The following is a 12,457-nucleotide window of genomic DNA, read 5'->3' as shown; positions in this document are numbered from 1 at the left end:
CATCGGAGAGGTGGCCGAGCGGTTTAAGGCAGCGGTCTTGAAAACCGCCGTGCGTGCAAGCGTACCGTGGGTTCGAATCCCACCCTCTCCGCCAAAATTCCCGGAAGACAGCCATTTTGTGACACTATGAAATCGTCAGACGACGGATATGCGCCATCGTCCATTTCGATCCCCACAAACACCCGCCCGTCGCTTCTGGACGTGCGGTGAGACCGCGCGCATTTTCTTTCAACACCCGCCCCTGCGTTGGCCAGCGATCAGACCGAGCTGGTCATGCCCCGTCACGCGAATGTTCTGTCCGGTGATATAGCCGCGGCATCAAAGGCGAGAAACGTGCAATTGTCGCTACGACCTCGTCGCTGACACCATACCGTCGAAGCGGTACACTGGTGCGACACTCCTCGGTCGCAGGTGGACTCTCGATCCCGCCGGCCCGAAAGACTGTTTGAGGTGCCTCCATCACGGGAACGACGAGTCGGGTGGCGCTCATGACGTTCAGAAAATAAACGTCCGTTCCCGCCCGCCAGTCATCATCGCAGAGTTCGAGGATAGGCTTGCGCGAGCCATGAGCCGACAGGCCGTAACCAAACATCTTCCCGCCCTAGACGCTGTCTGCATTCACCGTAGCCAGATCATGGCGCATGCGAGGTGGACGAAGCCCATGAAGGCGGGGAGCGTTTTCTCGCATCGCAAGGCGATTCTGCGGAAGCGTTTGAGTTTATTGAAGAAGCATTCGACCTGATGGCGTTCCTTGTAGAGGCTCCAGTTGATCGGAGGCATGATGGCGCGGCCGGGATTGGCCTTGATCTGAGCGGTTGCCCCGAGGTCGTCAGTTATGAAGGCGCGTAGCGGGTCTGTGTTGTAAGCGGCATCGGCGATGACATGGCCGACGTCCAGCAAACCGGACAGGAGGGCCTCGGCCTGGGGCCGGTCGCCGCATTGTCCCGGCGTCGGATGGATCCGCAGAGGCAGACCGATCGCATAGACGACAGCGTGCAGCTTGGTTGTCAGCCCGCCGCGCGAACGACCGATGGCGGCAACTTCAGCCCCCCTTTTGCGCCCGTCGCATCGGCATGAACCTTTGAGATGGTGCTGTCGATCAGGACATATTCGAAGTCTGGAGTATCGGCCAGGGCATGGAAAAGCCTTTCCCAGACGCCCGCGTGTGACCAACGTCAAAAACGGGCGTGGACCGCGGTCCATTTGCCGAACACGTCCGGCAGGTCACGCCAACGCGCAGCATTGCCGGCCATCCACCAGATCGCATCCACGAACAGTCGATTGTCGACGCCGCTCCGCACGGGCATTCCGCGCCGGCCGGGAAGGTGGCCTTCGATCCGGCTCCATTGCTCGTCTGTCAGTGTCCGTCTGCTCAAGGCTTGTCCTTCATCGACAGCCTTGAATCAGAACTTCAACTCCACGGGAATCCCTGAATGCAGACAGCGCCTAACACTACAGTTGCGCTTATGCTCTGAGGCGCGAGAGGTATGCTGCGGCCTGATGAGCACGTCGAAAGAACGATCATCGGAGGATATGGTCGATCGAGATGCGGTCGCGTTTGTGCGGCTGGCTTTTTTAAGCGCCATGGCGTTCGCCCTGGACCGCACAGCGGCCATCATGGCGTAAGCCAGCATGACCAGCGAGACGTGACGGTGCCAGCCATGCCAGGATCGGGTCTCGTTGTGGTCGAGGCCGAATTCGTTCTTGGCGGTCTCGAAGCTCTCTTCAATACGCCAGCGCGTGCCCTCGACATGCACCAATGTCTCGAGCGGCGTTTCCTGAGGGCACCAGGTCGTGAAATACGCCAGATCGCCATCGGCGGGATTGTGCCGCGCCAGCAGCCCACGGGTCCGGGCCTCGTCCGGCAGGGTCTTGATGATTTCGCGCGCCTCGCCGGACCAGCGGATGTCCGGACGCCAGGAATGAAACCCGTGATTGGCGTTGATGCCAAGGACCAAGCCTGCCCGCGCGGCGCAAAGCCATTTCCAGTTCCCCAACGCCATAGACGCTGTCGCCGGACACCCACCGGAACGGCACATCGGCCGCAAGCGCCCGGCCGATCATCGCGGTGGCCAGAGACGGTTTGCTGGCAAACTGGACATCGCCCGGCACATGGGCCGCCGCCAGCCGCTCAGGCTTTTCAGTCCAGGCTTTCGGCAGATACAAAGCCCGGTCGAGAAATGCGTGCCTCTTGTCCGAGACATAGGCAGCGAATACGCCGATCTGACAATTGGTGATCTTACCGGCAGACCCGGTATATTGCCGCTCCACCCCGCACGATGCAGAGCCCTTCCTGAGGAAGCCAGTTTCGTCGACCACCAGTACTGCGTCAGAATCCCCCAGATGCTCGACAACTTGATCGCGCACGCAACGCATCCGCATCCCAGCGGCCACGCCCGAGCAATGCCTGTTGCCGCCACGGCCCCGGATCGCCCACAGCTTCGGCCCGCATCCAGCCGGTCTTACGCAGTTCGTTGCCCAGCAGTATTTCCAGAAACCGGCCTGCCGATGCCGCCACCCGTTCCGGGCCGAACACCGCACGCATCCGCGCCTTGACGTCCCGCAGCGCCTCCAACGTCAGTGCCAGAACATCCTCGACCGAAGCCGCGCCATTCATCTCGTTCAGAATCATGGTCATCCATAGATTCAGAACTCTCAGAAAAACGCAACTGTAGCGCTAGGCTTGGCGGGTTCGGGCAAGGCCCGATCTTATAAACCTTAATCCTGCCGACGCCCCGCAGGGCATCGGCAGGATGCATGTCGTCAGGCGACGCGGCGCGCGCCGCCACCGCCGCCACGATGGCCGCCGCCACCCTGGCGCTGCTGCGGACGGCCGCCGCCACCGCCGCCCCGACCACGGCCGCCGCCACCACCCAGAACGGGCGGACGCAGGGTGGAGTTGGAGGCAGTTTCGGAATGGTACGGATGTTCCACGACGACCGGGATCTTCTTGGCGATCGTCTTCTCGATATCGCGCAGCCATGCTCGCTGTTCGGCGTCGCACAGCGACACGGCCCAGCCTTCACGCCCGGCGCGGGCCGTGCGGCCGATCCGGTGCACATAGCTTTCGGGCACGTTCGGCAGGTCGTAGTTGAAGACATGCGTGACGTCATCGACATCGATGCCGCGCGCCGCGATATCGGTCGCGACCAGAACCTTCACCGCGCCGGAACGGAAACCCGCCATCGCGCGCTCGCGCGCACCCTGCGACTTGTTGCCGTGAATGGCCTCGGCCACGATTCCATGGTCGTTCAGGAAGGCAGCGACCTTGTTGGCTTCATGCTTCATCAGCGTGAACACCACGGCGCGTTCGACCTTCGGCGAATCCACCAGCAGTTTCAGCGTGTCGCGCTTGTTCTCGGTATCGACGAACATGACGGCCTGGCGGATCCGGTCGACGGTGCTGGACGGCGGCGTCACCTGGACGGTTGCCGGGTCGCGCAGCAGGCCGTGGGCCAAGTCGGAAATGCTCTTGGGCATGGTGGCCGAGAACAGCAGCGTCTGGCGATCACGCGGCAGTTCGGCGACGATCCGCCGGATGTCGCGCACGAAGCCCATGTCCAGCATCCGGTCGGCTTCATCCAGCACCAAGACCTCCAGGCCGGACAGATCGACATGCCCCTGCCCCATCAGGTCCAGCAGGCGGCCGGGCGCGGCGACCAGCACGTCGACGCCGCGGCGCATCGCCTCGACCTGCCGGCCCTGCCCGACGCCACCGAAGATCACGGCGTGGCTCAGCCGCATGTGGCGGGCATAGGCCTTGAAGCTCTCATCGATCTGCGAAGCCAGTTCGCGCGTCGGCGCCAGAACCAGCGCGCGGGCACCCTTGGGGTTGGCGCGCCCGTGATGCGTCAGCAGCCGATGCAGAATGGGCAGCGCGAAGGCCGCGGTCTTGCCGGTGCCGGTCTGGGCCAGGCCCAGCAGGTCACGCCCGGCCAGCAGATGCGGGATCGCGCCGGCCTGAATGGGGGTGGGGGTGGTATAGCCTTCTTCGTTCAGTGCGCGCAGCAACGGTTCGGCAAGTTGAAGGTCGGAGAATGTCGTCATGAAGCGCCTCCCGGCACCAGAATGGCCGGAACCCTCACGACAGAATGAGCATCCGGAACGGTCTTGAAAAAAATACGAAACACGGTTCGCGACCCTGCATCGCAGGGCACGCTGTCAGTCACCGCAAGCCGTTTGGGAAAGGGAAGATGCGCTTGTCCGTCCAGTCCGTGCCCCCCGCGTCAACAAGGCACGTGCGTACAAGTAAGCATGCGGGACAGGCGCGGGCCATCCACGGGCGGCTTCTACCCGTTCGCGGCATGCCTCGCAAGTCTTTTCCGGACGATCGTCCGGTTGAGCCGGCACCGGGAGGCTGGCGGCACCCCGTGTCAGGCGCAGCGGTCGCACAGGCGTACCTGCTTCAACGCCAGGCGACTTGCGCGGGACACGCCGCCTGCGTGGCCTTGCCGATGGCGACGAACATGGTCATCGCCCTGGGACGATGGCCGCTATCTTCAGCCGGTCGTCGCGGCATGCAGCCGCCCCGCCAGCACCAGCGCGCCCTCGACCGCGCCGCCCTGCGGTTCGGACAGGCACCCCTGACTCCACGCTGACAGATAGGGCCGCAGGACGCCGGCCAGACCGCCCAGCAGGCAGCAGGACAGGTCCTGGAACCCGTCGCCGTCCAGCAACGCCGCCAGCAGGCCGTCGATCTCGCCCCCCGCCCGGGCCAGCAGCGCCTGCGCCTGCCCGTCCCCCCGTCCGGCCGCTGCGACGACCAGCGGCACCAGGCGTGCGAAACCGGCCGGCGGAAGCCCGACCGCCCAGGTCATCGGATCCCCGCCGTCAGCCGCCACCAGAGCCCGGATCGAATCGGTCAGTGCCGTGCGGGACGCGCGGCCGTCCCCGGCCCGCAGCATCAGGCGCACGGCCTCCAGCCCGATCCAGGCCCCGCTGCCCTCGTCACCCTGGGGAAAGCCCCATCCGCCGACCCGACGAACCTGCCCCCCGGCGATGGCATATCCCACCGTCCCCGTTCCGGCCGCGACGATGGCGCCGTCCCGTCCGCCATGCGCCCCGACGCAGGACGTATAGGCATCCGTCACGATATCAATGTGCGCGAAGATCGCCGGCAGGGCCATGAAGCGCGCGCCCGCGCCCGGGACCTCGGCCCCCGCCAGTCCGGCACCGGCCACCAGGCGGCATGCCTCCGGCGATAGCCCGGCCTGCGCCATCGCCTGGTCCAGCGCATCGCGGACCGACCGCCATCCGCATTCGGCATCCGTCGCGATATTGGCGGGGCCGCCCTGCCCGGCGCCCAGGATCGTACCGTCCAGGGCGGCCAGGCGCAGGCGCGTCCCCGTTCCCCCGCCGTCGATGCCGACCAGCACGGTACGCACGTCTTCGGCCAGTTCGTGCCCGTTCGCGCCCTGGCCGTTCAACCCACCATCCACCCCCACGGATCAGCCCCCCCGTCGTCGCAGCAGGAACAACGCCTGCTCGCCGAACAGGTTGGCCAGACGGATGGAACGGCGCCAGGGCGCCCGCTCGCCGTCCTCATCCACGGCCATCCATTCCTCGACCACATAGCCCTCCTCCCGGCACAGCATCAGGAAATCGAGGATCGTGCAGGGATGGATATTCGGTGTTTCGTACCACGGCGTGTTCCAGACCGCCGTCATCGGCATCCGCCCGGAGGTCAGCAGCTTCAGCCGCAACTGCCAGTGCCCGAAATTAGGGAACGAGACGATGGCATGGCGCCCGATGCGCAACATCTGGCGCAGGACTTCACGCGGGCGTTCGACGGCCTGCAAGGTGCGCTGCAGCACCACGTAGTCGAAGGCGTGCTGGGGGTAATGGGCCAGGTCGTGATCCGCGTCGCCATGCATCACCGGCAGCCCATGCGCCACCGAGCGCGTGACTTCCTGCATGTCGATCTCGATGCCCTGGGCGTCGCAGCCGCGGGTGCGGAACAGATAGTCCAGAAGCGCGCCGTCGCCGCTGCCGATATCGAGCACGCGGGTCCCAGGCTGTATCATTTCGGCAATCAGCCGCTGGTCAAGCCGCATGGGTCAGCCGATCCGCGCATGTTCGGCGGCGCCGGACAGGAAGCCACGCACCGTGCGGTCGAAATCGGGTTCGTCCAGCAGGAAGGCATCATGGCCCTTGTCGCTCTCGATCTCGACGAACGAGACGTTGGCGGCGGCGCGGTTCAGCGCGCGGGCCAGCATGCGCGCCTGCGACGTGGGGAACAGCCAGTCGGAGGAAAACGACACGATACAGAAGCGCGTGCGCGTGCCGTGGAACGGCCGCGACAGATCGCCGTCATGCTCGGTCCCCAGGTCGAAATAATCCATCGCCCGCGTGATCGTCAGATAGGAATTGGCGTCGAACCGGTGGACGAAGGACGATCCCTGGTGCCGCAGGTAGCTTTCGACTTCGAACATCTCGCCGAACAGCGACAGCGGGTTGTCGCCATAGGGGTCGCGGCGGACGCGACGGCCGAACTTGCGCGTCAGGGCTTCCTCGGACAGGTAGGTGATGTGCGCCATCATCCGCGCGACCGCCAGCCCCCGGGCCGGCACGGCGTCGCGTTCCCAGTACCGGCCGCCATGCCAGTCGGGATCGGCGAAGATCGCCTGACGGCTGACCTCGTTGAACGCGATGTTCTGGGCCGAATGGAAGGGGGACGTCGCGATCGGCATGGCTGCGAACACCATGTCCGGATAGGTCGCGGCCCATTCCAGAACCTGCATGCCGCCCATCGATCCCCCGACGACGGCGAACAGCCGGCGAATGCCCAGCCTGTCGACCACCAGTTTCTGCGCGCGGACCATGTCGCGGATGGTCACGGGCGGGAAATCGGTGCCCCAGGGCTCCGCGCTGCCGCCCTCGCCGCCCGAACGCGGCGAGCGGGGGCCGGTCGAACCCATGCAGCCGCCCAGCACGTTCATGCAGATGACGAAGAACCGGTCGGTATCGATCGGCAGGCCGGGGCCGACCATGCGGCTCCACCATCCGGGCTTGCCGGTCAGGGGGTGGGTGTCCGCCAGATACTGGTCGCCGGTCAGGGCGTGGCAGACGACGATGGCATTGTCGCGCGCGGCCGACAGGGTGCCGTAGGTCCGGTACGCGACCTGCACCGGCGCCAGATGGAACCCGCATTCCAGATGCAAGCCTTCGGGGAACACCACGCATTCGTGCTGAAGCAGGGCAGGTACGGTCTGATCCATCGCGCGGGCCGGCATTCCGTCGTGAACGATTGCATGGCGCGGACAGGACAGCGTAGCGGGCAGTTCCCCTGTCACGACCCGCCGTCGTATGGCACCGGCGTCCGCCGGGCGCAACAGTTTGCATGGCCGGCGAGGGAAACCGGGGGACGCCGCCTCCCCTCTCACCGCATCGTGTGCGCGGGGGACGCTTCGCTCCGGATCCCGTGACGTTATGGTCGGACCTGCCTGCCCGGGGGGCGCGCCCGCCGGACATGGCGAAAATGCAGGAGGAACCGACCCATGACCATCACCAAATACGGCACTGCCCACTGGCAAGGCGGCCTGAAGGACGGCAAGGGCACCGTCTCCACCCAGAGCGGCGCGCTGTCGGAATTGCCCTACGGGTTCAACACGCGCTTCGAGGGCGTGGCCGGCACAAACCCCGAGGAACTGATCGGCGCGGCGCACGCGGCCTGCTTCGCCATGGCCCTGTCGGGCATACTCGGCGGGGCCGGCCTGACGGCAACCGCACTGGACGCGAAATCGGTCATCTCGCTGGAAAAGCAGCCCGACGGCTTCGCCGTAACGGCGGCCCACCTGACCCTGAACGCCACCATCCCCGGCGCGACCGAGGATCAGTTCCAGGAACTGGCCGCCAAGGCCAAGGCGGGCTGCCCGATCTCCAAGCTGCTGAACGCCACCATCACGCTGGAGGCAACGCTGGCGTCCTGACGTCGTCGCCGACCTGCGCCCGGTGGCGCAACAGGTGATCCGCCAGCACGCAGGCCATCATCGCCTCGCCCACCGGGACCGCGCGAATGCCCACGCAGGGGTCGTGCCGGCCGCGGGTCGCCACCTCGACATTCTCCCCCGACCGCGTCACCGAGGCGACGGGCGTCAGGATCGAACTGGTCGGCTTGACCGCGAAGCGCGCCACGACAGGCTGCCCCGTCGAAATCCCGCCCAGGATACCGCCCGCGTGGTTGGAGGAGAACGTCAGGCGGCCGTCCTCCATCCGCATCGGATCGGCGTTTTCTTCGCCGGTCAGGGCGGCGGCGGCGAAACCCTCGCCAATCTCGACGCCCTTCACGGCATTGATGCTCATCAACGCCATTGCCAGGTCGGAATCGAGCTTGCCGTAAATCGGCGCGCCCAGCCCCGGCGGTACGCCGTCGGCCACGATTTCGATCACCGCGCCCACGGACGACCCGGCCTTGCGCACCGTGCCCAGATACTCCTCCCAGACCGGCACCATGTCCGGATCGGGACAGAAGAACGGGTTGGCATCGACGGCATCCCAATCCCAACGGGCGCGGTCGATCCGATGCGGACCGATCTGCGTCAGGGCGCCGCGAATGCGCACGTCCCCGCCCAGCACCTGCCGCGCCACCGCGCCGGCCGCCACCCGCATCGCGGTTTCCCGCGCCGACGACCGGCCGCCGCCGCGATAGTCGCGGATACCGTATTTCAGGTCGTAGGTCACGTCGGCATGGCCGGGGCGATAGCGTTCGGCGATGTCGCCGTAATCGCGCGACCGCTGGTCCGTATTATGGATCAGCAGCGCGATGGGAGTACCGGTCGTCCGCCCCTCGAACACGCCCGACAGGATTTCGACCGCGTCGGGCTCCTGGCGCTGGGTGGTATATTTCGACTGGCCAGGGCGGCGCCGGTCCAGCCAGGGCTGGATGTCGGCGGCCGACAACGCCAGGCGCGGCGGGCATCCGTCGACGACGCAGCCGATCGCCGGCCCGTGGCTTTCGCCCCAGGTCGTCACGCGGAACAGATGGCCGAAACTATTGTGCGACATGACCCGGCGTCCCCCTCGCGGCCGTCAGTCGCCCGAGACGGTGATATCGGGCGCCGACGGGTTCTTCATGCCCACGATGTTATAGCCGGAATCGACATGGTGGATTTCGCCGGTAACGCCCCCCGACAGGTCGGACAGCATGTACAGGCCGGCGCCGCCGACCTCGTCCAGCGACACGTTGCGCTCCAGCGGCGCGTTGTACTGGTTCCATTTCAGGATATAGCGGAAATCGCCGATCCCGTTGGCCGCCAGCGTCATGATCGGGCCGGCGGAAATGCCGTTCACGCGAATCCCGTCGCGCCCCAGGTCGGCCGCCATGTAGCGTACCGAGGCCTCCAGCGCCGCCTTGGCCACGCCCATCACGTTGTAATGCGGCATGACGCGTTCCGCCCCCAGGTAGGACAGCGTCAGCAGCGATCCGCCCGACGTCATCAGGCGCGCCGCCCGGCGCGCGACGGCGGTGAAGGAATAGCACGAGATGTCCAGCGCCGTCAGGAACGCATCGCGCGGGGTGTCGACGTAGCGGCCGCGCAGATACTGCTTGTCCGCCCAGCCGATGGCGTGGACCAGGAAATCCAGCTGTCCCCACTTCGCCTCGATCTCGGCGAAGGTCGCATCCATCGCGGCGTCGTCGCTCACGTCGCAGGGCAGGACCAGCGTCGATCCCACGCGCTCGGCCAGCGGACGGACACGCTTGCCCAGGGCCTCGCCCTGGTAGGTGAAGGCCAGCTCGCCGCCCTGCGCCGCCACCGCGCTGGCGATGCCCCATGCGATCGACCGGTCGTTGGCCACGCCCATGACAAGCCCCCGCTTGCCCTTCATGAGCGTGCCGGTGGCCGGGACTTTGGACGTGCCGTCTGACATGATAGGATCCTTGGTGTGGAAATGGCATGATCGGTTGGGGTCGTGGTTGCACAAGCCGGCGCGTGGGACAAGATCCGTGGCACGGCGCGCCCCCGGTTTCGTCATCTGCGTGGCATGTGGGCCATGCGCCGATCGCGCAGACCGAGATGGCCGGAGACTAGGAGACTGGATGGAATGACCCGATGACCGCCGCGCTGATCGATCTGGGGGCCGACCCCTTCACCCTGTTCGCCGCCTGGATGCGGGAGGCCGAGGCACACGAACCCGCCGACCCCAACGCCATGGCGCTGGCCACCGCCACGGCGGACGGACGCCCGTCGGTACGGATGATCCTGCTGAAGGGCGCCGACGACAGGGGATTCGTCTTCTATACCAACCTCGAAGGCCGCAAGGCCGGCGAACTGCTGGAAAACCCGCATGCCGCGCTGCTGTTCCACTGGAAAAGCCTGCGACGCCAGATCCGGATCGAGGGCCGGGTCGAACCCGTGACCGATGCCGAGGCCGATGCCTATTTCGCCAGCCGGTCGCGCATCTCCCGCCTGGGGGCCATCGCGTCCGACCAGTCGCGGCCGCTGCCCGACCGCGCGATCTTCGAGCACCGCCTGGCGGAACTGGAGGGTCGCTATCCCGATGACATGATTCCCCGGCCGACGAACTGGTCGGGGTTCCGCCTGGTCCCGGATTCCATCGAATTCTGGCAGGATCGCCCGCACCGCCTGCATGACCGCGCCGTCTGGCGCCGTCACGGCACGACATGGGAGACGACGCGACTATATCCCTGACGGCCGAAGGCGGCCGAACTGACCTGACGTTCCCACGAGGCTGGAGATGAAAAAATTGAAGAACATACAAAAAGTCCTGCTACCGCTGAACGGAACGTCCAATGCCGAGGCCGCCCTGGCCACCGGGCTGCTGTTTGCCCGGCAATTCGGCGGACATATCGCCGCCCTGCATGTCCGGGCCGACAGCCGCGACGTCGCCCCCCTGGCGGGCGAGGGCCTGTCGGGCGCGATGGTCGAGGAAATGATGTCCGCCGCCGAACGCGAGGGCGCCCGCCGCGCGCTGGCGGTGCGCGAGACGTTCGACCGTTTCACCGCCGACAACGGCGTGACCGTCACCGGCCCCATCCCGCCTTTCCACGGCAATCCGGTCGGCACGGCCACCGCCAGCTTCGTCACCATGACGGGGCGCGAGCACGAGGTCATCACCTACCGGGCGCGCCTGTGCGACGTCACCGTGGTCCCGCATCCCGATTCCGGCGAGGAGATCTCGTCGTCCGAGACGCTGCACGCCATCCTGTTCGACAGCGGACGCCCGGTGGTCATCGCCCCGCGTCAAGCCCCCCAGGCGGCCGGACGGCGGATCTGCATCGCCTGGAACGGTACCTCCGAAGCCACGGCGGCGCTGCATCACATCCTGCCCTGGGTTGCCGAGGCCGAGGCGGTGCGCATCCTCTATTCGGGCGATTACCAGCGCCGGGGCCCCGAAGCCCGCCACGCGGCAGAATACCTGGCCATTCATGGAATCGAGGCCGACCTGCTGGAATTCGGCAACCCCGACCAGACGGTGGGCGCCAGCCTGCTGTCCGCCTGCCGCGCATTCGGTGCTGACATGCTGGCGATGGGGGCGTATTCCCATTCGCGCCTGCGCCAGTTGATCCTGGGCGGGGTGACGCGCCATGTCCTGGAAAATGCCGAACTGCCGGTGTTGATGAGCCGGTAATCCCGGCCGGCCCGTTCCGGCGGGATCAAGCCCGCCCGTATGGGTGGTATGTTCATTACCACGACGTCACGCCGTATATAACGCTTGAATCTCACCGGGCAAAGGATTACATCGGGCTCAAAGCACGATAATTTTTCGTGCAATGAGGAATGCGGACCACAACAGTGCGTATAGACCCGTCGATCCTGACCGCCATCCACGACGCCGGCGACACGGCGCAGTCCATCCTGCGGACCGTGCTGACCGGCGGCCTGCGCGGGCGCGTCGCCGTCGTATCGTCCTTTGGATCGGAATCGGCGGTACTGCTGGCAATGGCCGCGGACGTGGATCGGGCGGTGCCGGTCCTGTTCCTGGACACCGAGCAGCACTTCCCTGAAACGCTGGCCTACCGGGACCGGCTGGTCGCGCATCTGGGCCTGTCGGACGTGCGCAGCATCCGGCCGGCGGCCCGACAGATCCGCGACCGCGATCCCGACGGGCAGCTCTGGGCCTTCGATCCCGACGCCTGCTGCGCCCTGCGCAAGGTCGAACCGCTGGACGAGGCCATCCTGCCGTTCGACGCGTGGCTGACCGGCCGCAAGCGGTCGCAGGCCGCGACCCGCGCCGCCCTGCCCGTCATCGAGAACGCGGCCGACGGCCGGATCAAGATCAACCCGCTGGCCAGCTGGACCCCGGCCGACCTGGACGCCGAAATGACGCGGCGCGACCTGCCCCGCCATCCGCTGAGCCTGCGGGGTTATCCGTCGATCGGCTGCGCGCCGTGCACGCGCCCGGTATCCGAGGGCGAGGACCCGCGCGCCGGACGCTGGGCCGGCCTGTCCAAGGTCGAATGCGGCATTCACGCCTGACCTGTCCGTCCCCCGTTATT

The 12,457-nt window shown here is 66.7% G+C and carries 11 protein-coding genes, 1 tRNA gene and 2 pseudogenes; 5 read left to right on the top strand and 9 right to left on the bottom strand.

The annotated features are described in order from the left end of the window. Window positions 1-4 precede the first annotated feature (4 nt). Window positions 5-94 (top strand) — tRNA-Ser (locus HLH28_RS02040). Between the two features lie 524 nt (window positions 95-618). Here HLH28_RS02040 and HLH28_RS02035 read toward each other — a convergent pair. From HLH28_RS02035 to metX, 7 genes and pseudogenes are all read right to left on the bottom strand, one after another. Next, window positions 619-1,376: pseudogene (locus HLH28_RS02035) on the bottom strand (IS5 family transposase). 27 nt (window positions 1,377-1,403) lie between these two features. Beyond that, a complete protein-coding gene (locus tag HLH28_RS18455; protein WP_408869809.1) occupies window positions 1,404-1,838 on the bottom strand; it encodes a transposase in 435 nt (144 codons plus the stop codon). After that, a pseudogene (locus HLH28_RS18450) lies at window positions 1,726-2,467 on the bottom strand (IS701 family transposase); the annotation flags it as partial. The pseudogene HLH28_RS18450 and the gene HLH28_RS18455, both read right to left, overlap by 113 nt. A gap of 296 nt (window positions 2,468-2,763) precedes the next feature. Beyond that, complete coding sequence (locus HLH28_RS02025; protein ID WP_182953635.1) at window positions 2,764-4,047, bottom strand: DEAD/DEAH box helicase; 1,284 nt, start codon at window positions 4,045-4,047, stop codon at window positions 2,764-2,766. A gap of 452 nt (window positions 4,048-4,499) precedes the next feature. Beyond that, window positions 4,500-5,426 (bottom strand): BadF/BadG/BcrA/BcrD ATPase family protein, encoded by a 927-nt coding sequence (locus HLH28_RS02020; protein ID WP_246395583.1) that lies wholly within the window; start codon window positions 5,424-5,426, stop codon window positions 4,500-4,502. Window positions 5,427-5,447: 21 nt separating this feature from the next. Then, window positions 5,448-6,053: a methionine biosynthesis protein MetW gene (gene metW, locus HLH28_RS02015; protein WP_182953633.1), complete on the bottom strand. Its 606-nt coding sequence runs from the start codon at window positions 6,051-6,053 to the stop codon at window positions 5,448-5,450. A gap of 3 nt (window positions 6,054-6,056) precedes the next feature. Beyond that, window positions 6,057-7,217, bottom strand: coding sequence for a homoserine O-acetyltransferase MetX (gene metX / locus HLH28_RS02010; protein ID WP_182953631.1), 1,161 nt, complete (start codon window positions 7,215-7,217; stop codon window positions 6,057-6,059). 279 nt (window positions 7,218-7,496) lie between these two features. Between metX and HLH28_RS02005 the strand changes: the two genes are divergently transcribed. Beyond that, window positions 7,497-7,928, top strand: coding sequence for an OsmC family protein (locus HLH28_RS02005; protein WP_182953629.1), 432 nt, complete (start codon window positions 7,497-7,499; stop codon window positions 7,926-7,928). On the opposite strand, the gene aroC is transcribed toward HLH28_RS02005, so the two are convergent. Both aroC and fabI read right to left on the bottom strand, forming a co-directional pair. After that, entirely contained in the window at window positions 7,900-9,003 is a 1,104-nt protein-coding gene (gene aroC / locus HLH28_RS02000; protein ID WP_182953627.1) for a chorismate synthase, read from the bottom strand. The two genes, HLH28_RS02005 and aroC, sit on opposite strands and share 29 nt — an antisense overlap. 24 nt (window positions 9,004-9,027) lie before the next feature. Continuing rightward, complete coding sequence (gene fabI / locus HLH28_RS01995) at window positions 9,028-9,867, bottom strand: enoyl-ACP reductase FabI (RefSeq protein WP_182953624.1); 840 nt, start codon at window positions 9,865-9,867, stop codon at window positions 9,028-9,030. A 182-nt stretch (window positions 9,868-10,049) separates the two neighbouring features. Here fabI and pdxH point away from each other — a divergent pair, with 182 nt between their 5' ends. The 3 genes from pdxH to HLH28_RS01980 all read left to right on the top strand — a co-directional run bounded on the left by pdxH (window position 10,050) and on the right by HLH28_RS01980 (window position 12,437). Further along, window positions 10,050-10,649 carry a pyridoxamine 5'-phosphate oxidase gene (gene pdxH, locus HLH28_RS01990; RefSeq protein ID WP_182953622.1) on the top strand — a complete coding sequence of 200 codons (600 nt, stop codon included), beginning with the start codon at window positions 10,050-10,052 and terminating at the stop codon, window positions 10,647-10,649. Window positions 10,650-10,704: 55 nt separating this feature from the next. Beyond that, window positions 10,705-11,589, top strand: a complete 885-nt coding sequence (locus HLH28_RS01985; RefSeq protein WP_182953620.1) for a universal stress protein — start codon at window positions 10,705-10,707, stop codon at window positions 11,587-11,589. Between the two features lie 164 nt (window positions 11,590-11,753). Further along, window positions 11,754-12,437, top strand: a complete 684-nt coding sequence (locus tag HLH28_RS01980) for a phosphoadenylyl-sulfate reductase (protein ID WP_338029636.1) — start codon at window positions 11,754-11,756, stop codon at window positions 12,435-12,437. Window positions 12,438-12,457: the final 20 nt, after the last annotated feature.

It is taken from the genome of Gluconacetobacter tumulisoli (assembly GCF_014174155.1).
GTDB lineage: Bacteria > Pseudomonadota > Alphaproteobacteria > Acetobacterales > Acetobacteraceae > Gluconacetobacter > Gluconacetobacter tumulisoli.
Note: the sequence above shows the minus strand (reverse complement) of the source record. Positions and strands in the feature narration are given on the sequence as shown.